General features: G+C 63.5%; 26 protein-coding genes and 1 tRNA gene. 12 read left to right on the top strand and 15 right to left on the bottom strand.

From position 1 onward, the window contains the following. Positions 1-350 precede the first annotated feature (350 nt). The 9 genes from GGR40_RS01205 to GGR40_RS01165 form a co-directional block, all read right to left on the bottom strand. The gene (locus tag GGR40_RS01205; RefSeq protein ID WP_429274372.1) at positions 351-2,045 is read right to left on the bottom strand and encodes a DNA primase family protein; all 1,695 of its coding nucleotides are present in this window, start codon (positions 2,043-2,045) and stop codon (positions 351-353) included. Beyond that, positions 2,042-2,728: a DUF2312 domain-containing protein gene (locus GGR40_RS01200; RefSeq protein WP_429274371.1), complete on the bottom strand. Its 687-nt coding sequence runs from the start codon at positions 2,726-2,728 to the stop codon at positions 2,042-2,044. The genes GGR40_RS01205 and GGR40_RS01200 overlap by 4 nt, the downstream gene beginning before the upstream one ends. Next, the gene (locus GGR40_RS01195) at positions 2,725-3,159 is read right to left on the bottom strand and encodes a hypothetical protein (RefSeq protein ID WP_429274370.1); all 435 of its coding nucleotides are present in this window, start codon (positions 3,157-3,159) and stop codon (positions 2,725-2,727) included. The genes GGR40_RS01200 and GGR40_RS01195 overlap by 4 nt, the downstream gene beginning before the upstream one ends. A 34-nt stretch (positions 3,160-3,193) precedes the next feature. Further along, positions 3,194-4,474, bottom strand: a complete 1,281-nt coding sequence (locus GGR40_RS01190; protein ID WP_429274369.1) for a CHC2 zinc finger domain-containing protein — start codon at positions 4,472-4,474, stop codon at positions 3,194-3,196. Beyond that, positions 4,461-4,676: a hypothetical protein gene (locus tag GGR40_RS01185; protein ID WP_429274368.1), complete on the bottom strand. Its 216-nt coding sequence runs from the start codon at positions 4,674-4,676 to the stop codon at positions 4,461-4,463. Before GGR40_RS01185 ends, GGR40_RS01190 begins: the two co-directional genes overlap by 14 nt. A 103-nt stretch (positions 4,677-4,779) precedes the next feature. Beyond that, the gene (locus GGR40_RS01180; RefSeq protein WP_429274367.1) at positions 4,780-4,905 is read right to left on the bottom strand and encodes a hypothetical protein; all 126 of its coding nucleotides are present in this window, start codon (positions 4,903-4,905) and stop codon (positions 4,780-4,782) included. Continuing rightward, positions 4,905-5,438: a hypothetical protein gene (locus tag GGR40_RS01175; protein ID WP_429274366.1), complete on the bottom strand. Its 534-nt coding sequence runs from the start codon at positions 5,436-5,438 to the stop codon at positions 4,905-4,907. Before GGR40_RS01175 ends, GGR40_RS01180 begins: the two co-directional genes overlap by 1 nt. Continuing rightward, the gene (locus GGR40_RS01170; protein ID WP_429274365.1) at positions 5,435-5,899 is read right to left on the bottom strand and encodes a phage regulatory CII family protein; all 465 of its coding nucleotides are present in this window, start codon (positions 5,897-5,899) and stop codon (positions 5,435-5,437) included. The genes GGR40_RS01175 and GGR40_RS01170 overlap by 4 nt, the downstream gene beginning before the upstream one ends. After that, positions 5,896-6,174, bottom strand: coding sequence for a hypothetical protein (locus GGR40_RS01165; protein ID WP_429274364.1), 279 nt, complete (start codon positions 6,172-6,174; stop codon positions 5,896-5,898). Before GGR40_RS01165 ends, GGR40_RS01170 begins: the two co-directional genes overlap by 4 nt. Between GGR40_RS01165 and GGR40_RS01160 the strand changes: the two genes are divergently transcribed. After that, on the top strand, positions 6,142-6,852 hold the full coding sequence (locus GGR40_RS01160) for a LexA family transcriptional regulator (protein WP_429274363.1): 711 nt from the start codon (positions 6,142-6,144) through the stop codon (positions 6,850-6,852). The two genes, GGR40_RS01165 and GGR40_RS01160, sit on opposite strands and share 33 nt — an antisense overlap. Here the strand turns inward: GGR40_RS01160 and GGR40_RS01155 are convergent. After that, on the bottom strand, positions 6,836-6,967 hold the full coding sequence (locus GGR40_RS01155) for a hypothetical protein (RefSeq protein ID WP_429274362.1): 132 nt from the start codon (positions 6,965-6,967) through the stop codon (positions 6,836-6,838). The two genes, GGR40_RS01160 and GGR40_RS01155, sit on opposite strands and share 17 nt — an antisense overlap. Positions 6,968-7,160: 193 nt before the next feature. On the opposite strand from GGR40_RS01155, the gene GGR40_RS01150 reads away from it, so the two are divergent. The 11 genes from GGR40_RS01150 (at position 7,161) to GGR40_RS01100 (ending at position 13,576) form a co-directional block, all read left to right on the top strand. Next, positions 7,161-7,472 carry a hypothetical protein gene (locus GGR40_RS01150; protein WP_429274361.1) on the top strand — a complete coding sequence of 104 codons (312 nt, stop codon included), beginning with the start codon at positions 7,161-7,163 and terminating at the stop codon, positions 7,470-7,472. Then, a complete protein-coding gene (locus tag GGR40_RS01145; protein WP_429274360.1) occupies positions 7,469-7,966 on the top strand; it encodes a hypothetical protein in 498 nt (165 codons plus the stop codon). Before GGR40_RS01150 ends, GGR40_RS01145 begins: the two co-directional genes overlap by 4 nt. Next, on the top strand, positions 7,959-8,429 hold the full coding sequence (locus GGR40_RS01140; RefSeq protein WP_429274359.1) for a hypothetical protein: 471 nt from the start codon (positions 7,959-7,961) through the stop codon (positions 8,427-8,429). Before GGR40_RS01145 ends, GGR40_RS01140 begins: the two co-directional genes overlap by 8 nt. Continuing rightward, on the top strand, positions 8,426-8,608 hold the full coding sequence (locus tag GGR40_RS01135) for a hypothetical protein (protein WP_429274358.1): 183 nt from the start codon (positions 8,426-8,428) through the stop codon (positions 8,606-8,608). Before GGR40_RS01140 ends, GGR40_RS01135 begins: the two co-directional genes overlap by 4 nt. 124 nt (positions 8,609-8,732) lie before the next feature. Beyond that, the gene (locus GGR40_RS01130) at positions 8,733-9,278 is read left to right on the top strand and encodes a hypothetical protein (protein ID WP_429274357.1); all 546 of its coding nucleotides are present in this window, start codon (positions 8,733-8,735) and stop codon (positions 9,276-9,278) included. After that, the gene (locus GGR40_RS01125; protein ID WP_429274356.1) at positions 9,275-11,179 is read left to right on the top strand and encodes a DNA cytosine methyltransferase; all 1,905 of its coding nucleotides are present in this window, start codon (positions 9,275-9,277) and stop codon (positions 11,177-11,179) included. Before GGR40_RS01130 ends, GGR40_RS01125 begins: the two co-directional genes overlap by 4 nt. Further along, positions 11,176-11,535, top strand: a complete 360-nt coding sequence (locus tag GGR40_RS01120; protein WP_429274355.1) for a hypothetical protein — start codon at positions 11,176-11,178, stop codon at positions 11,533-11,535. Before GGR40_RS01125 ends, GGR40_RS01120 begins: the two co-directional genes overlap by 4 nt. Next, positions 11,532-12,107: an MT-A70 family methyltransferase gene (locus tag GGR40_RS01115; RefSeq protein ID WP_429274354.1), complete on the top strand. Its 576-nt coding sequence runs from the start codon at positions 11,532-11,534 to the stop codon at positions 12,105-12,107. The genes GGR40_RS01120 and GGR40_RS01115 overlap by 4 nt, the downstream gene beginning before the upstream one ends. After that, positions 12,107-12,391, top strand: coding sequence for a hypothetical protein (locus tag GGR40_RS01110; protein WP_429274353.1), 285 nt, complete (start codon positions 12,107-12,109; stop codon positions 12,389-12,391). Before GGR40_RS01115 ends, GGR40_RS01110 begins: the two co-directional genes overlap by 1 nt. Beyond that, positions 12,388-12,591: a hypothetical protein gene (locus tag GGR40_RS01105; RefSeq protein WP_429274352.1), complete on the top strand. Its 204-nt coding sequence runs from the start codon at positions 12,388-12,390 to the stop codon at positions 12,589-12,591. Before GGR40_RS01110 ends, GGR40_RS01105 begins: the two co-directional genes overlap by 4 nt. After that, positions 12,566-13,576, top strand: a complete 1,011-nt coding sequence (locus tag GGR40_RS01100) for a tyrosine-type recombinase/integrase (RefSeq protein ID WP_429274351.1) — start codon at positions 12,566-12,568, stop codon at positions 13,574-13,576. Before GGR40_RS01105 ends, GGR40_RS01100 begins: the two co-directional genes overlap by 26 nt. A 28-nt stretch (positions 13,577-13,604) precedes the next feature. Here the strand turns inward: GGR40_RS01100 and GGR40_RS01095 are convergent, their stop codons facing one another. The 5 genes from GGR40_RS01095 to fabF all read right to left on the bottom strand — a co-directional run bounded on the left by GGR40_RS01095 (position 13,605) and on the right by fabF (position 17,851). Beyond that, a complete protein-coding gene (locus GGR40_RS01095) occupies positions 13,605-14,162 on the bottom strand; it encodes a hypothetical protein (protein WP_429274350.1) in 558 nt (185 codons plus the stop codon). 678 nt (positions 14,163-14,840) lie between these two features. Further along, a tRNA-Met gene (locus GGR40_RS01090) sits at positions 14,841-14,917 on the bottom strand. Positions 14,918-15,026: 109 nt separating this feature from the next. Then, the gene (locus tag GGR40_RS01085) at positions 15,027-15,590 is read right to left on the bottom strand and encodes a 2'-5' RNA ligase family protein (RefSeq protein ID WP_429274349.1); all 564 of its coding nucleotides are present in this window, start codon (positions 15,588-15,590) and stop codon (positions 15,027-15,029) included. A gap of 16 nt (positions 15,591-15,606) precedes the next feature. Then, positions 15,607-16,581 carry an endolytic transglycosylase MltG gene (mltG, locus tag GGR40_RS01080; protein WP_429274348.1) on the bottom strand — a complete coding sequence of 325 codons (975 nt, stop codon included), beginning with the start codon at positions 16,579-16,581 and terminating at the stop codon, positions 15,607-15,609. A gap of 10 nt (positions 16,582-16,591) precedes the next feature. Then, complete coding sequence (fabF, locus tag GGR40_RS01075) at positions 16,592-17,851, bottom strand: beta-ketoacyl-ACP synthase II (protein WP_429274347.1); 1,260 nt, start codon at positions 17,849-17,851, stop codon at positions 16,592-16,594. Positions 17,852-17,912 lie beyond the last annotated feature (61 nt).

Below are 17,912 nucleotides of genomic sequence, written 5' to 3'. Positions count from 1 at the left end.
CAACAACCATGATTTGAAGATGGGATGAGGTACGGACGGTACGGACGGTTGGTAGGTTATGGGGCTACGCGTAAGGCGCGCAGGCGCACATGTAAGGGGCCAGAACCCTAGTGAACCGTCCGTAACCGTCCGTAATTGCCGAAAAACCCAGCATTTGCGGGGCCTTACCATACGGACTGTTGGCCTTTAAACCGACCGTAAACCGACCGTAAAGCCGTCCGTATCGAGCGCGATTGGTCCCAGCGGCGGTGCCAATCAGGTTACGCGCAACCGCGCCGCCCTGCAATATACGGACAGTTGAACCCCAACCGTCCGTAACCGTCCGTACCTTGGAAATTGCCGCCTGCATTTCAGTCGTCACCCAGCAAATCGTCGTCATCGAAACCGCGCCCAGCCCAGCTTTCATGCTGATCAAAGCCGCCCGTTCCATGCGAGAAATCGCGAGCCGGCTCCGCCGGCTGCTCGGTTGCCCTATCGGGGTAATCCAGACCGTTTCCACCCGGATGGGCGTTCGGGTCACGCAATCGGATGCCCACCCGCACCTTGTTGCCCCGTCCGTCCTTTTTGCCGATGAATGTTCGCTGCGACAGATCGCGACCGAACTTGGTCGGCGTCCATTTCTTCCGCGTATCCTCATCGATGTCGTTCCGCTCCATCCAGGCGCGGAAGTCTTCGAGCAGCACCTTGGATGACGTCTGCGCTTCTCGATCGTTGGTTTCGCATCGCTCGCCCAGCCATTCGCCCAGCGGACTGGATGACGCCCAGAAGTCGGCCAGCTGCTCCGCCTCGATCTGCGGCACAGGCACACGTCGATCGCCAAGCCATTCAAGGCAGCCTTCGATCATCCAGTTCAGGATGCCACTCAGCTCACTGGTGAGTCGCTTGAACAGCTGGGCAGGAGGCTCGAACCCATCTTTTGTTTTGGAAAGGTCCACTGGCCACCGGATGAGGCGGAAACGGCGCCGGAAGCCCTTGTCGTCACCGGGCATGTTCGGCGTCGGATTGACCTCCACGAACAGCTTCCAGCGCGGCTTGAAGGTCATCTCGGTTTTCTCGTTTGCCCCGCGGGCTGTGACGTTGCCGCCGCCTGTCACCTGCTTCAGCGTTTCGCCATCCCATGTCGCATGCAGCGGTGGCTCATCGCAAATCACCATGCGAACGTCGCCTGACAGGCGCACAAGGTCCGACCGGTGCTCGCTGCCGCCCTTCTGGAACGCCGCCTTCAGGAACGTCGCCACCTTGGCATGGCGGTAGTAATCGCCGTGCCCATGCGCGATCACTTCGTGCGTTTTCGTCTTGCCATCGCCGCCGGCACCCTTGTGGACGTAGAACTCCTCGCAGTCCGTCAGCCCGGTCAGCGTCTGCCCGTACATGCGCGGAAATACGGCCCGCTGCTCCGGCTCCGGCTGAATCAGCGCCAGGCGCTCCCGCCACATCGGGCACTCGGCCGCCGGATCGTAGACGAAGTTGGAGATCTGCATCAGCATGTCGGTGGGCGCATGGTGCTCCTGGAACAGTACCACCCATTTGCCGTCATCGGCGCGCCGCACGAACCGCAAGGTGCCGTTCTGGACGTTGTATGTCAGGGGATCCTTGTCGAAGTCCTCTGACCAGGCGCGCATCCCCTCCATATCGCGTGCCTGAGACAGCATGGCATTGGTCTGCACGGCATTGCCGCTCTTCATCGCCCACTTGTGCAACATGTCCAGCCTGTCGCTGGCGCGCTCTGGCGTGCACCATTCTCCGTATCGCTCGGCCAGTGCCTTCCCGTCCGACCTCGTGGGATCGCCAAGCAGCTCGCCCAGCGCGAACGCCTCATCGTGGATATGCTGGGCCACCAGGTGCGCCACAGCCCGCGCGCGGAACTGGCCTTCACGCTCCGACCACCTCTGACCATCGAACGCTACCCAGTATCGGTCGTCCACCCACTTGAGCAGACCCTTCGACAGCACTTCAAGCCGCCGCGCATTGCCGTAGTCGTTCAGTTCCCACCAAGCCAGCTCGGCCGGGTCGTCTACGGGAACCTCAATTATCTTGTCGCTCACGTCAGTCCCCTGTTCTTCCGGCTGATCTGCGCATAGGCCAGCGCGTCGCTGACCTTGCGCTGCTTCAGCGTCGGCGCTTTCTTCTCGGCCGGGGCGGGCCCGGCGAACATCTCGACCAGCTTGCTGTCGCCCTCGACCCTGGGTTCAGGCCGCGGGCCTTCACCGATCTCGCGGTAAATCTGGAACAGCTCCTCAGCCGCCAGCATCTGCGGACGGCCATGCTTGTCGCACTTCTCGATCCACATGCAGGCCTCCACGATCTTGCGCGGATCGAACCCTGCAGATCGGGCCCGCTTCAGTTCCAGCGCCATGCCGGCGTTCATCTCGACCCGCTCGGCGCGCAGCTCCAGCATCTTGCTGATGATCGCGCGCAGCTGCTCCTCGCTGGTCGCTCCGGCAGGCGCAACGAACGGCTCGCGATGACGCGGCGCCATGTCGACGTGCGGCGTCGAGGAGCCGGTGATCCCGACGTCCGCCTCATACCGCTCGAGCATTTCATCAGCTTCGTGGCGATCCTCCGACCGCATGGCGAGGCGCTTCAGCAGCTGGCGAATAATCCGGGTATCGTACCCGACCGCCTTGGCCTCGCTGAATACGTCGCTGATGTCCTTGCTGATATCGGCGCGCTCTGCCTGCAGCCGCTGGATGCGTTGGACGAGCCCTCGAAGGCGATCGTCGCTCATGCCGCGTCCTTCATGGAAGCGAGGGCGCGGAGAGCGGCAGCAGTTAGGGCGAGCGCGGGCGAGGCTGCGCAGCTGTCAAAGCCATCAGTCCATTTGCCGCTAACATAACGGTCAACGCGCCCAATCCCTGCCGTCTTGCCTGCTGCGTCCCAAATGGTGCGCGCCATGTGAAGGCACCCCTCCGGCACCAGCGTCATCGCTGCGTCGACGGAGGCGGTGAACGCTGGCGGCTCGTATCGAACGCGCATTTCACCGATGTCGGCAAAATAGGCGTTCCTGGCCTCGTCAAACGTCAAGGCCAACAGCTTGTTGGCAAATTGGAACGGAACAGGCGCGCCGATGGACCGGAACACTGCTGCGTCCAACTCCCTGTCGGCGCCCGCCGCAGCCTCACACCACTCCGCCAATGCGATCAGTTCGCCCCCGGTCATGCCGGTCCCCTTGCGCCAGCTACATCCTGCGCGCTCATAATCCCTCCTGAATTGCATCGTTGAAATCTTGTCCCGGCGGCGGCTGCACGGCCCGCGCGTGGCACCCGATCGCCTGCCAGCCTTTCACGACCAGCTCGGCGCAGATCCGCGCGCGCTCGGCGCCGGTGACCGCGCGCCGCACGATCGGCCCGCCCTTTCGTTCCACCAGCGCTTCGCCGAGGAACGCGCCGGTACTGCGGTGCTTCATGCCCTTCAGCGGCTTCATGTCCGCATCGATGCAGGCCATGACCGGGCCACGGTGCCGCGGCACGGTGAAGCATGGCCGCTCCGGATCGGGTTGCACGCGATAGAGCGGCCAGACGTTGTTATTGAACTTGCGCATCTCGCCCTGCAGGTTGCCGAGGGAGAGGGTCGCAATGCCCACATCGCCGACAGCAGCATCGCCCAGCGCCATGGCCGACAGCACCGTTTCGTTGCCCTCGCCGACCCAAAGGCGGGCATCGGGCCGATAGTCGCCCAGCACAACGCAGCCCCGACCGACCGGGCCGAGCATCCGCCGCTTGGGCAGCCACGGGTCCGACGAATCGGGCTTCGCCCAGGGCGCGCGCCGTTTCATCGTCCCGGTGCCCTCGGGGTTCAGATAGGTGACGTGGACACCCACCGGCACCCATTCCAGCGCGGCGGGATTGCCCACCATCGTCGGCACGCGCACCAGAGCGATTACAGCGGGGGCGTGCAACGCCTTCCGCGGGTCCGATCCCTGCGGCCAGCTGATGCACGGGCAGTCCGACATGTAGAGGAAATGCGCGAGGCGCTCCGCGCCTAACTGAGCCTGCGGTATGCCCCGTCCCATAAAGTACCGGCGCACGGCCTGGTCATTGCGCGCGGCGTTCTTCCATATCCACCGGCCCATATCGATCGGCTCGACCGGTTCGCGTTGCCGTGGCGCGCGCCGAGGCTGATCGACCTTCGCGCGTTGCACGGTGCCCCGCGCCGCGCGATCGTCTCCGCCGGTCTCGCAGATACCCGCCATGCGCTCCAACTCGGCCAGCGCCTCCATGAACGGCCAGCCCTTCAGCTCCATCAGGAACGTGAACATGTCGCCATGCCACCCGCAGCCGAAGCAATGGCCATAGCCTTCGCCGGAATTTGCGGCCTTGACCGAGAACGACAGGGACGTGCTGCCGTGAAACTCGCACTTGCCACGTCGCCGGTCGCTGCTGGCATTGCCGGTCAGCTTCACGTGCCGTTCGATCACCGCGCCGATAGTCAGTCGCCGCCGGACCTCGGCCTTGCGCTCGTCAACCGTCGGCATCGCGGGCCTCCGGATCGCTCGTCAGGTCGCCCAGCAAGTCGCGTGCTTTCTGCAGGGTGCGGACCGCTCGCGCGACATCCAGACCGGGCCCGGCACCACAAAGCTCGCGCGCCTGCCCTGCCATCCGCATGACTTCGGTCGCCAGCAGGCAAACCTGCATCCGCGTCGGCCCCTGCGGGCCTAGATCCGAATGCGCCGACATCACCGCGCCGCCCTGCGATGGACGCGCGTCTTCGGACTACGTTTCGTAGCCATGGTCACCTCATCAAAAACAGGCTGCAATCAGTGCCGGCGGGCGCCGGGCTTCAGGGTCGGACCAGCAGCTGAGCCAGACCACAGGCGTATCCTACCGCCGCGCCGCCGCAGGCGATCACCAGCGCGATCGCGTACAGCGGCAGCATCCGGACGCTGCGTTCTTCGTCTTCTTTCATCACTGGCTGGCCTCCTGCCGCAGGATGTCCACGTATCGGTTCACGCCCTCGCGCCGGACCTGCACGAACCCGCCCTCCACCAGCAGGCGAAGGCGGTAGTCGGCGGCATTCCGCGTGGGCAGCTCCGCCCGGTCGGCCAGAAGGTCCAGGCTGGGGAGCAGGCCGCCGCGCTCTGCGATGTCGGTCAGGACGTGCAGCAGCTTTTCTTCCGGCCGCCCCCGGATCGGACAAGCCGCCGACACCGCGTTCGCCTTGGTCGTGGCCGCGTGGCGCTTCTGCACGAAGTAAAGGAAGCCGCGCCCGGTCGCCTCGCGTTCGCGATGGAGGTAGCACAGACCTTCGTCATGCCACGCGCGTGCTAGTGCCGCCGTGGTTGCGGTCAGGCTGACCGCAGGGCCGATCGCGTAGGTGACGCGCTGGCCTGCACGGGCACGCCGGAAGTTGCGCTCCAACTCGGCCGCATCGACATAGGTCGTCAGCGGTCCGATCCGGTAGTGCGCGCTGTCTCGATCGAGCCGCCCCGACATGATCACGCCGCCCCCGCCTTCATGGCATACAGCGCGTCCAGCAACGCCAGCGAGACTTGGGCCTCATGGATCTGTCGCCGGATCTCTGCGCAGTCGTCTTCGCAGACCTTGCCATCCCGCTGCGCCACCTGGATGGCGGCGGCAATATCGCCGAACTCTGCCATCGCGGAGATCAGCGCTTCGCCAAGGTTCATGGTAGCGCCGTCAACACTGGGCAGCTGGATGGCGACATGGCCCAGCTCGCGCGCCAGAGCCATCAGCACCGCCGGCTTGCTGCCGGCTGCAACACTCACCTCATCCAACGCCAGCACACAGTCGAGCGGCGGCATCGCGGCATGGTTGAGGTTGTTCCAGTCGCCAACGACCGAGCGACCCCGAGATACCGTCGCCGCCGCGCCGTCGATGCCACCGCACACAGCTATGGCCTCACGAACGGCGCGCTTGATGCGGCCCAGGGCGGGGATCATGCCACACCTCCAAGCGAACCGGACATTTCAGATTTTTGTCCGGTAGACCCGTCATGCTGCGATGCGACATTGGAAGCGCTATGAAGCAGTTCATTGAGATCATCTGGCAGCGGCTTTTCATCCGCTTTGGCGGCAAGGCGAAGATGCGCCAACCGCGAACGAGGAATCCCATTCTTCCGCCAGCTATGGACGGTCGACATCGGCGCTTCGACCATCTTCGACACGGCTGAGGTGCCGCCGAGATGATCGATCACAATGTTCGCGAGCAAGTTCATGCCTGTGGAATGCGATATTCGCACTTTGCAGTCAAGTGGGGTGAGTGCGATTTAAGACGTTGCGATAATCGCAGCCCAATTCAGGTAGGGCTTATGCGCCCAGAGGAGATCAGAGCCGAGCTAGACGCTCGAAACATGTCGATCGTCGACCTTGCCGAAGCAATCGGCATGAACAGCAATTACCTAGGGAAAGCTCTACGCGGGGGACGGAAACTCACTGCGGATGAGATGATCGCGATCCAAGGCGTGTTGGCGCCAGAAGATTTGGGGAACCGGATCCGGACCATACCGCTGCTCGGTTCAGTGCCGGCGGGCAAATTTCGTGCTGCCGAACAAATTGGCGGTCGCCGTATCGCTGTTTCCGATCCAGAGACACCGCCCAATGCCTACGCCCTGACAGTGGACGGTAACTCCATGGATCTGGTGGTCCCAGATGGAACCACCTTAACGATTGATCCCGATGACAAGGCACTTTGGCCTGGCAAACGCTACGTAATTCAAACCGAAGATGGGCAGACGACCTTCAAGGAATTCCAGGCCGATCCTGCTCGGCTTGTTCCGCTATCAACCGACGATAGCCACGAAGAAATGCTCCTCGGCAGTGAGCCCATCATCATCCTTGGACGGGTATACTCGTACACGATGCGTGACGTCGACCTTCCTAGGCGGTCTCGCTGACAAACCGCTCATGAAGCTCTTCGATCTCTCCCGGCACTGAGACGAAGAACTTACCCCACTCATCAAATGCCCCCAGGCCCAGCTGAAGCGCGTCTTGCTGCGCCTGCTTTTTCACGCGCCTCCAAGGTGCCTTAGGCTTCCCGAAAACTCGTACCCGATAGAGCAGCATCGTTACCTCCAATCTAGATTCGCTCAAAAGTTCAGCGTCATTATAAGAACAAAAAGCGAACCAATTGAAGGCGTGAAAACGCGGAATGCGATATTCGCACTTTTATCGCTTGACGCCGTAAGTGCGAATATCGCATGTGTTGGTCCATCAGGCACCCCGCCTGCTGGAGAACGACATGCTGAACGTCAGCGCCCCGTACCCGTATGCCGGGTCCACCGCCTACATCGACGACAAGGATTGCCTCGGTAACGACGTCGTTCGCAAAGTTCGCATCATCGAGCATCGGCCCGAAGATCGCGTGCTGATCGGTATTCGCGATCGCCTTGCCCCTCGTGAGTCCGCTAGCGGCAATCGCACCGTCAGGCTCTCCGATCTGCGCGAAACCGAGCAACCTGAAGTCCATCAACCTTCCCCCAAGCCCTCGGGTCGCACCAAGGGCCGCCGCCGGTGAGCCTCGCACTCTCACATGACGACGCCATCGGCGGCACCGTCTCACCCGACCTCGCGCGCCTCAGCCTGCTGGCCGAGGAAGTGAAGGCCGCGCAGGAACATCGCCGCCGCGCTGGCGAGGATTTGATCCTCGCCCAAAAACGGCTGCGCAACGCCACGACACAGGCTGAGGCAGCTGAGAGCCGTTTCCGCGACGCATGCCCCGCCGCCTTCGGCATCGCCGATCGCTCCGTGAACATGCACCCGGTGGAGCAGTGGCTAGCACGCCGCTGCTCCACGTCGTACCGCCTGGCAGTTACGCGGTCATCCAGCCTCTACCGGGATTTCATGGAATGGGCGGTCGGCACCGGCTTGCCGCAGTGCGAACTGGACCGATGGTCGCAGACCCGCTTCGGGCGCGAGCTGACGGATCGTGGCTTCGCACCAATCAAGGATCGCAGCGGCCTTTCCAATCGCCGCGGCATCCGCCTGCGCGGAGAGCCGGACCATGCCTGAAGTCGATCCCATTGCCAGCATCGCACTGGACGAACTTACCCGCCGCACCTCAGCAGCGAAGCGCATGGTCAATGCTGGCGAACTGCCGGCTGCTACCGCCGCGCTGCAGCTGCGTCCATGGCAGGCCATTGCGCTGATCTGCGATGCACCCGGCGTGCTGTCGGCGGACGTCACCGACTATCGCCGCACCATCGTCCATTACCCGGGCAATGGCGCGCCTGCCGTTTACGGACACCTTCTGCCGGAGTCCGAGGCCCGCCGCGATCTTGCCGCCGATCTGTGCCCGCGCAGCATCTGGCGCCAGGCGCTGGAGAAGGCGCGCGACGCTGCGCTGGGTAGGGCCAATACGCCGGATCGCGTCGAACGCGCCCGCAACCTTTGCCGCCTGGCCCGCGCCCTCGACGTGCCGTTGACCGCTGCATCCTGCGCGCGACCCGCCCAGCCCGAAAGGAAGGCAGCGTGAGGAACGGCCTCTACACGCAGACGATCGTCCAACTGACGCACGACGCCGATGCCGCCTTGGCGGATCGCCTAGAGCACTGGTTCCTCTACACCGAATGGTTGTGGGTCGCCCTCGTGCTTCTGCTGGCGATGAGCCTGCCCGGCATCATCGTCATGCACCTGGCTCGGTATTTCTCGTGAACATCCGCCCCCCGGCGGGCCCGGGCGCCCCATGTCATGGCTCGGCCCGCCAGAGGATCGCCGTCGCCGGCGCCGCCATGTTGGTGGCGGCGATCCTCACCCTGATCGCAAGGCTGTGCATCGTATGACAAAGCCGCTCGCCATCCACCCCGCACAACCGCTTCGCCCAGGCCGGTACCATCTGGACCGGTACGGTCGGCTGCATGCCGCGCTGACCACGGGCGTCGTCGCGATCGCCGTCGTGACCGTGCGTGCGAAACCACAGCCAGCGCCGCCCGCGCCGGTGCGCAGCAGCGTCCGCCTGGCCCCGTCGCCCCCACCCCGCGCGCTCGAACCCACGCGCTCGCTTGCCCGCAAGCCGAAACCGCGCGCGGTCAGCGTCCCGGCAGAGGAACTGGCACCGGCCAGCGAGACAGACGCGGCCATGGCCGAATTCGAAGCCAACCTGCGCGCCGCCCGCGCCCGCCGGGCGAAGCAGATCCCGGCCAAGGTTGAGCCGAAGGTGGATGGCGCCAAGATCGCGGCCGCGCATCGCGCCAAGGCGCTGGGACCAGCAGCGAAGAAGGCCCCCACCCGCCGCGCGCTCGGCGACGGAGAATGTCACCGCTGCGGTGTCCGCACGACCATCGGGTGCGACCACTTCCTGCCCTACATAGGAGACCAAATATGACCGGCCTCATAGTCGACAATTTTGCCGGCGGCGGTGGAGCATCCACCGGGATCGAGGCCGCGCTGGGCCGCGCCGTGGACATCGCCATCAACCACGATGAGGAAGCGATCCGGATGCACGAGGCCAATCACCCCGGCACCCGTCATATCCGGAACAACATCTGGCAGATCGATCCCAAGGAAGTGACCGGCGGCAAGCCTGTTGACCTTGCTTGGTTTTCCCCGGACTGCAAGCACTTCAGCAAGGCCAAGGGCGGCAAGCCCCGCGAGAAGTCGATCCGCGATCTGGCGTGGGTTGTCGTGCTCTGGGCGCAGCGCGTCCAGCCCGCCGTCATCCTGTTGGAGAACGTCGAGGAGTTCCGCACCTGGGGCCCGCTCTGCGACAAAGGCTTCCCGATCAAGGAGCGCGCGGGCGAGACGTTCGACAAGTGGCAGCGCGAACTGCGCAAGGCCGGGTACAAGATCCAGTGGAAGGAACTGCGCGCCTGCGACTACGGCGCGCCAACCATCCGCAAGCGCTTTTTCATGATCGCGCGACGTGACGGCAAGCCCATCGTCTGGCCGGAGCCGACGCATGACAAGCCCGGCACCCCTGAGGTGCTGAGCGGCAGGCGCAAGCCTTGGCGCACGGCTGCGGAGATCATCGACTGGTCGATCCCGTGCCCGTCGATCTTCGACCGCAAGAAGCCGCTTGCTGAGAAGACACTGCGCCGCATCGCGCACGGCATCATGAAGTTCGTCGTCAACAACCCCTCGCCCTTCATCGTGCCGCTGACGCATCACGGCGCGCCGGGCCGGTCCTATGGTGGCGACCAGCCGCTGCCGACCGTGACCGGGGCGAACCGGGGCGAGATGGCGGTGGTATCACCGCTATTCGCACGCACTGCGCATGGTGATGTCGATAAAAACGGCAAGCGGCGCGGGCGCGGCTCGCACGAAGTGACTGAGCCGTTCCCGACCATATCGACGTCGCAGGACAGCGCGCTAGTCGCAGCATCGCTTGCGCCGTTTGCCACCTATGCCCAGCAGGGCGGCGCGAACCGCTCGGTTGAAGACCCGATGCACACGGTCACCGCGTCGAATAAGGATCAGAACTGCGTCGCTGCTGCTCACCTTGTCCACATCGGCAACGGTGAGCGCCAAGGGCAAGCCCCGCGTGCGATGGACGTGGAGGCACCGTTGGGCACCGTCGTTGCCAGCGGCACCAAGCAGCATGTGGTCGCAGCCTTCATGCAGAAGTTCGCCCAGAACGGCCAAGGCGTCGATTCAACTGAGCCGCTGCACAGCGTCATGGCCGGCGCGCCGCGCCACGCCGTCGTCTGCGCGCATCTTGAGCAGGCGAACGGTGGGCCGAACAACGATAACCTCGCTGGCCGCGCCGCCGACGCGCCGCTTTCGACTGTCGCCACCGTTGGGAGCCAGCAGCGCCTAGTCACGTCGAACCTCATCAAGCTGCGCGGCACCAGCAAGGGCCATGTCGAAAACAGCGGGGTCAGCGTTGAGGAGCCATTGAACACCGTATCCAGCGGCGGTATCCACGCTGCCGAGGTCCGCGCGTTCTTAATCAAATATTACGGCAACGAGGAAGACGGCCACGGGCTTGGTAATCCGCTCGGCACCGTGACGGTGCAGGATCGCTTCGGGCTGGTGACGGTGACGATCGAGGGCGAGGAATACGTCATCGTCGATATCGGCATGCGAATGCTGTCGCCACGCGAGCTGTTCAACGCGCAGGGTTTCCCCGCCGACTATCAGATCGGCTTCGACGCCCACGGCAAGCCGATCACGAAGACGGCGCAGGTGGCGAAGTGCGGCAACAGCGTGTGCCCGCCGCTGTCGGAAGCGCTCGTGCGCGCCAACATGGCTGACGAGATCGCGACGCGGGAGGCGCAGGCAGCATGAGCAAGATGCTTCACATCCTTCAGCACAGCCTCGGTGTCGATGAGTTTGGACGAGGCAGGCAGTACCGCAACCACTTCGTCACCGGCGAAGGGTCGGAGGATTATCCGACCTGCCTCCTCGCTGTGGCCTTCGGGCTTATGACGATGCGACCGGGTAACGCTCTGACGGGCGGGGATGATCTGTTCCTTGTCACCGACGTTGGGCGCCAGTGCATGGCGGAGAACAGCCCGGCACCGCCGAAGCTCACTCGCAGCCAGCGCCGGTACCGTGAATACCTTGAAGCCGATTGGTTCTCCGGAAACTTTCGGGAGTGGATCAGCTACTGGAAGCCCAGCGCGCAGGACGCGGTAGCGTGACAGACACGTGGCCCTTCGGCGCAATGCGCCCGCTTTCCTACGGAGCGCTGCTGGTCGATCCGCCGTGGCGGTTCACCAACTATTCGGACGTGGGAGAAACGAAAAATCCATCGGCGCACTACAAGTGCATGTCGCTGGCGGACATTGCGGCTCTGCCAGTCAGCCATCTGGCCGCGCCGGACTGCGCGCTATTCATGTGGGCGACGGCCCCTCTTCTACCCGAAGCGGTGGAGCTGCTGCGCGCATGGGGCTTCACCTTCAAGACGGCAGGCGCCTGGGCGAAGCAGTCGAGCACCGGCAAGGCTTGGCACTTTGGAACCGGCTACGTCTTCCGCTCAGCCGCCGAGTTCATCCTGGTCGGCACCATCGGCAAGCCCCGAGTCCTGTCGCGTTCGGTCCGCAACCTGATCGTCGCGCCGGTTCGCGAGCACAGCCGCAAGCCCGTCGACCAGTACACCATGGTCGAGGCGCTCTACGCCGGGCCTTATGCCGAAATCTTCAGCCGCAATACCCGGCCGGGCTGGGACTGCTGGGGCGACGAGGCCGGAAAGTTTTCCGAGGAGATGGCGTGATGCCGATTCCGAGCTGCCTGATGTGCGACGACACCGGCTTCAAGGATCACGCTGCGCTGCGCCTAGATCCCTGCGACCATCTGCAGCTGCCGCCGCTGCCGGAGCTGCTGCCCTGCCCGAACCCGAATTGCGACCGTAGCGACCCGCAGTACCGGTCGAGCACCAAAGGCGCGCAGTACGTCATGTGCTACGGCTGCGGCCTGTCGGTCACCGAGGGTGGGCAGCACGTGCTCTATGCAACATGGAACGGCTTGCTGCGATCACGGCAGGAAGATGGGTCATGACGACCCGCCGACGACTCGTGCCCGAAAGCGAGGTTCGGCGCATGCTGGACCTGTTCCGCGACTACGGCTTGCCGATCGGCTCCGTTGACATCCGGGGCGACGGCGTGACTATCCACCCCCCTGCGAGCACGCCGGGGAATGCATATGACGCCTGGAAGGCGAAGGACAAGAATAGTGAGCGGCCTGCACGTCGTCAGTAAAGCCCGCCAGGGCGGCAAGCGCTGGTACGTCTACGCGTGGCGGGGCGGCCCCTGCATCCATCAGCAGGACGGTGCCAAGCCAGTCATCACGCCTGAGATCCTCGGGGCCCAACAGCGTGCCCTCCAAGAAAGCTTCGGGGCCCGCGGGACCGACGATATCGATTCGGTCATCGCCGCGTACGAGGACAGCCCGGACTTCACCCTGAAAAAGGACAGCACCAAGCGGGACTACCGATTGTGGCTGACGCGGATCTCGCAGCGATTCGGCAATACGCCCCTCGAAGCTTTCGAGGACAGGCGGATGCGCGGCGACATCATCGAGTGGCGCAATCAGTGGTCACACCAACCCCGCACGGCCGACAAAGCGTCAGTGATGATGGCGACGCTTCTCGGATGGGCTGTGGAGAACGGGAAAATCGAAATCAACGTCGCTGCCGGCATTCGCCAGCTGCATGAGGTGAACAAGGCTGACCAGGTGTGGGAGGATCGTCACTGGCAATCAGTGCGCGCCATTGAGAAGTTCCCGGCCCATGTCATGGATGCCCTGACCCTCGCCAGCCTGACGGGCCTGCGGTTGGGCGACCTGGTGGAACTGGACTGGGCGAACGTGGGTGACAAAGCGATCGTCGTCGAGAAGACGCGCAAGCGCGGCGGTCGCGCCCTGATCCCGATCTACACCGAGCTGCGGAAGTGGCTTGATGCTCGGCCGAAGAAGGTTGGCAGGCTGCTGCTCAATAGCCGTGACCAGGGCTGGACCGTGAGCGGCCTTGAAACGGTCTGGCAGCGCCGCAAGCCGGAAGGCTTCGACCGCACGCTACACGACCTGCGCGGGACGTTCGTCACCTTCCTTGCGGTCAAGGGACTTACCGACGAGGAGATTGCCAGAATTGTGGGCTGGACTGCGAAACGCATTGGCGAAATCCGGGCCCGATATGTCGACGAAGCCAAGGTCGTCATCAGCCTCGCAGACCGGCTTTCGGCGTAGCCCAGCAAGCTGCAAGCTACCTTCGAAGTCAGCCAGAAACGGCGTTACTGACCATCAACGATTTGAAAATCATGAAAAACGTATCGACGCTGATCGCCGAGTTTTTGTACATGAAGAAACATACATTGTGCAGGTAATCGAAATCGTACTCTACAGGTACCTTTTCGTACGCGGCGCATGCCCGATAGGCGATATCGAAAGCGTGCAGGAAATTATAATAGGTTTCATAAAAATCCAGCGCTTCGAAGGCTTTACCTTCTTCATGCAAATGGATCATCGCGACCCCGTTGGCGATCTCTTGCCTGTCATAGACGGGCGTTATCGCGGTAATGACTTTACTGCTATAAAGTGCGTGCAGCAGGGCTCCCGCCCGTTTGTAATGGTCGGGATTAGATGAATCGAGCAACAAAGAATAGCGTTCGATAGACTGCGAGTACTCGCGGAACGCATAAATTACGCGCTCCGTGTCGATCTCGAGGTCGCATTCCATAAATTTGCTCAGAGGGGTCGTCGCATTGCGGAAATGATCAACCACAAACGCTACGAATGAGTGCTGCTCAGCAAGAACGTTAAAGATATCAGACAATGCGGATCACCCTGTTTAAGGGCGCGACCAATAAAAAAGCCCCCTGCTTTTCGCAAGAGGCTTCTTTAGGATCTCAACTGCCAAATTTCTTAGGCAGCGACAGGCTCCGCGTGTACGACGCCAGCGATCACGTCAAATGCGCATAGCGTTTCCGAGAAGTCTCGGACCTGCTCTCGCAGCTGATTATTGGGGTACATGCGCACTACCTTCTTCTTGGCGCACTCCCCGCCTTTCTCCGGTGTGGTCATTACACTTTCCCCTTCGACTCGCGGCACAAACATACAACCTTTACCCTCGGTTCCCACGACGTATCGTAAACGTTTCATTTCAACGTTATCATCGAAGTTTGAACCAATGTTTAAGAATTTCCTACGCGTATGAGCGCGTAGGCAACAGCGCGCGCATATACGATAGCGATTCTGTTGACAACCATAGTAATGGTCATCGCGAAGATGATTGCAAGATGCTCATGGCATTCACAGCGCAAAATGCGACGAAGCGCAGCGTCGGACAGATGAGCAAACAACCGACAGAAAGAGCCCTTCCGAACGTCGCGATCATCAACACTGAATGAAGCAAATTGCGCACGAGGTTTACAGCAGTTTGTAAACCGGCTCTTCTGGACGCGAAAAAGGCCCCGGATGGCCAACGCTAAACCACTGCTAAATAAGAAGAAAATGGTAGCGGAGGAGGGACTCGAACCCCCGACACGCGGATTATGATTCCGCTGCTCTAACCGACTGAGCTACTCCGCCAAACCAGGGCCGCTCCAGTGGAGTGGCCCGATCCGGTGCACCGACGCTGCGGTGCAGGCCGCGTCCTCTAGGGGGAAGGTTCGCATCGGTCAACACCGAAAAAGCGCCTTCAGCCCCGAAAATTCACAACCCTCAGCGGACGCCACAATGCGGCCTCCCAGGCGTAGAGGCCGAAGCCGCGAAAGCGGAAGGATACAGGCTCCAGCCGTGGGCCGAGTTCGGCCTGAAGGGCACGGGCGGCCTGGCTCGTCACCTTGTTCTGGATCGTTACGTGGAGCCGCAGTGGCTGCGCGTCCTGGCGGGTCAGCAAACCGTGCATCCGCTCGGCGATGACAGCGTGGAGATCCACCATCGCCGGGCTGTCGATGGAAAGGGCGGTGCCGGTGCCCAGCTTCATCAGGCCGTTGATCCGCGCCGGCGGCGGGGCGGCACGGGCGAGATCGACGAGGACGCCGACGAGTTCGTCCTCCACCGAGGGCGGCAGGGCATGGAACAGCGTGACATGGGCGCGCAGGCGGTTGCGCTCCGGGGGATAATGCGCGCGTCGCAGCCCATCGGCCCAACCGAGCACGTCGGATGGCAGTTCGGCGGTAACCAGAAGCGGCGCTCCAGCCTTACGCAGGCCGGTGGCGATCCAGTTGGGGGCAGGCCAGTCTGAAGTGTCTGACGTCACCGCCCCGCCCTTCCCGTTACAGTTCGCCGCGCTCGCGCCGGATGGCGAACCACTTGGCGACGTTGCGGTTGTGATCGGCCAGGGTGCTGGCGAAGACGTGCCCGCCGGTGCCGTCCGCAACCATGTAGAGCGCGTCGGTCTTCGCAGGGTTCAACACGGCGGCGATCGATTCGCGGCTTGGGTTGGTGATCGGTCCCTTGGGCAGGCCGACCATCGTGTAGGTGTTGTACCCGTTGACCGCCTGAATCTCCGACTGAAGGATGCGGCGGCCCAGGCGCTTGCCCTTCGTGATGGGGTAGATGATCGTCGGGTCGGCCTGCAGCAGCATCCCGGTGCGCAGGCGGTTGGAATAGAGGCCCGCCACCATGCGGCGTTCCGACGGCTTGCCGGTTTCCTTCTCGACGATGGAGGCCAGGACGATCGCCTGCTCGGGCGTCTTCACGACGAGGTTCTTGGCTCGACCGGCCCACAGCTCCTTGAGTGTGCGGCTCATCGCGGCCTGCATGCGGCGCACGACTTCCTCGCGCGGTTCACCCTTCTCGAAAGTGTAGGTGTCGGGCAGGACCGATCCTTCGGCAGGCACGGCGACGTCGCCGGTCAGCGCCTGCTGCGCCTTCAGCCGGTCATAGACCATGATCGAGGGCATGCCCTCGGGCACGGTCACGAACCGGCGCACGATCTCGTCGCTTGAAATGATGGCCAGCACGGCGGAGGGGCTGGCATGGGCTGGGATGGCGAATTCCCCCGCCTTGATGCCGCTGCCGCCGCCGAACACCCGCGCGCGCAGCTTGAAGCCGGTGGCGGACGCGATCACGCCCTGCTTTTCCAGCCGGTCAGCCACGTCGCCGAGGCCCGCGCCGGTGGGCACGATGAAGTGCTGTTCCTTATCCAGCGGACCGGAACCGTACCAGCCGCCGAAGAAGGCCCATAGGCTCCCGACGAAGAGAACGGCGACGATCGCCGCCAGGCCGCATCCGCGCCGGGAGATCATGGGTATGGCCTCAGTCGATCTTGCGCATCACGAGGCTGGCGTTGGTGCCGCCAAACCCGAAGCTGTTGTTGAGCACGGCGCGCACTTCGCGCTTGCGGGCGACGTGCGGCACCAGGTCCACGCCTTCGCAGCCCTCGTCCGGGTTGTCGAGGTTGAGGGTGGGCGGCACGATCTGGTCACGCATCGCCAGGATGCAGAAGATCGATTCGACCGCACCGGCGCCGCCCAGCAGGTGACCGATGGCCGACTTGGTCGAACTCATCGAGACGCCGCCGATGGCATCGCCGAACAGGCGGCGCACCGCGCCCAGTTCGATGGTGTCGGCCATGGTCGAGGTGCCATGGGCATTGATGTAGTCGATGTCGGCGGGGGTCATTCCCGCCTTCTTCAGCGCCATCTGCATCGAGCGGTAGGCGCCGTCGCCGTCGGGATGCGGGGCGGTGACGTGGTAGGCGTCGCCCGAGAGGCCATAGCCGATCACTTCGCAGTAGATCTTCGCGCCGCGCGCCTTGGCGTGTTCGTATTCTTCAAGCACCAGGACGCCTGCGCCCTCGCCCATGACGAAGCCGTCGCGGTCCTTGTCATAAGGACGGCTGGCCTGTTCGGGGCGGTCGTTGAAGCTGCTGTTGAGCGCGCGGGCCTGCGCGAAACCGGCGATGCCGATCGGGCAGACGGTCGACTCGGCCCCGCCCGCCAGCATGATGTCGGCGTCGCCGTCCCTAATCATGCGCGCGGCGTCGCCGATCGAGTGGGCGCCGGTGGAGCAGGCGGTGACGACCGCGTGGTTCGGACCCTTGAGGCCGTACTTGATCGACACCTGGCCCGAGATCAGGTTGATGAGGCGACCGTGGACGAAATGGGGGCTGACGCGCGCGGGGCCCTTTTCAGCCAGCACCAGCGATTCGCTTTCGATGCCCGGCAGGCCGCCGATGCCCGAACCGATCGAGCAGCCAGCCATGAGCTTGTCTTCCTCGCTCATGTCCGTGAGGCCCGCGTCTTCGAGCGCCTGGCCCGCAGCGTCGATGCCATAGACGATGAACGGATCGACCTGGCGCTGGATCTTGTGATCGACACGCTTGTTCGGATCGAAGCCGTATTCGTGGTCGGCGGGCTTCACCTCGCAGGCGATGGTGCATTTCTGGCCCGTCGTGTCGAACCTGGTGATCGTTGCCGCGCCCGACTTGCTGGCGAGGATGTTGGCCCAGGTGGTCTCCACGTCGGCACCCAGCGGGGTGACAAGACCAAGTCCGGTTACGACGACACGACGCATAAGCTCTCCGAAAGTCTTAAATAGCCGCTTCAGCCGCCGAAAACCGGCAGCCCGAAAACGG

It is taken from the genome of Novosphingobium gossypii (assembly GCF_050433305.1).
GTDB lineage: Bacteria > Pseudomonadota > Alphaproteobacteria > Sphingomonadales > Sphingomonadaceae > Novosphingobium > Novosphingobium gossypii.
This window is presented reverse-complemented; position numbering and strand designations above follow the sequence as displayed.

Coding starts and splice junctions, on each gene's coding strand:
- GGR40_RS01200 (WP_429274371.1), bottom strand. CDS start 2,728: ATGAGCGACGATCGCCTTCGAGGGCTCGTCCAACGCATCCAGCGGCTG.
- GGR40_RS01195 (WP_429274370.1), bottom strand. CDS start 3,159: ATGACCGGGGGCGAACTGATCGCATTGGCGGAGTGGTGTGAGGCTGCG.
- GGR40_RS01190 (WP_429274369.1), bottom strand. CDS start 4,474: ATGCCGACGGTTGACGAGCGCAAGGCCGAGGTCCGGCGGCGACTGACT.
- GGR40_RS01185 (WP_429274368.1), bottom strand. CDS start 4,676: ATGTCGGCGCATTCGGATCTAGGCCCGCAGGGGCCGACGCGGATGCAG.
- GGR40_RS01180 (WP_429274367.1), bottom strand. CDS start 4,905: ATGAAAGAAGACGAAGAACGCAGCGTCCGGATGCTGCCGCTGTACGCG.
- GGR40_RS01170 (WP_429274365.1), bottom strand. CDS start 5,899: ATGATCCCCGCCCTGGGCCGCATCAAGCGCGCCGTTCGTGAGGCCATA.
- GGR40_RS01160 (WP_429274363.1), top strand. CDS start 6,142: ATGATCGATCACAATGTTCGCGAGCAAGTTCATGCCTGTGGAATGCGA.
- GGR40_RS01165 (WP_429274364.1), bottom strand. CDS start 6,174: ATGAACTTGCTCGCGAACATTGTGATCGATCATCTCGGCGGCACCTCA.
- GGR40_RS01140 (WP_429274359.1), top strand. CDS start 7,959: ATGCCTGAAGTCGATCCCATTGCCAGCATCGCACTGGACGAACTTACC.
- GGR40_RS01130 (WP_429274357.1), top strand. CDS start 8,733: ATGACAAAGCCGCTCGCCATCCACCCCGCACAACCGCTTCGCCCAGGC.
- GGR40_RS01125 (WP_429274356.1), top strand. CDS start 9,275: ATGACCGGCCTCATAGTCGACAATTTTGCCGGCGGCGGTGGAGCATCC.
- GGR40_RS01120 (WP_429274355.1), top strand. CDS start 11,176: ATGAGCAAGATGCTTCACATCCTTCAGCACAGCCTCGGTGTCGATGAG.
- GGR40_RS01110 (WP_429274353.1), top strand. CDS start 12,107: ATGCCGATTCCGAGCTGCCTGATGTGCGACGACACCGGCTTCAAGGAT.
- GGR40_RS01105 (WP_429274352.1), top strand. CDS start 12,388: ATGACGACCCGCCGACGACTCGTGCCCGAAAGCGAGGTTCGGCGCATG.
- mltG (WP_429274348.1), bottom strand. CDS start 16,581: ATGATCTCCCGGCGCGGATGCGGCCTGGCGGCGATCGTCGCCGTTCTC.
- fabF (WP_429274347.1), bottom strand. CDS start 17,851: ATGCGTCGTGTCGTCGTAACCGGACTTGGTCTTGTCACCCCGCTGGGT.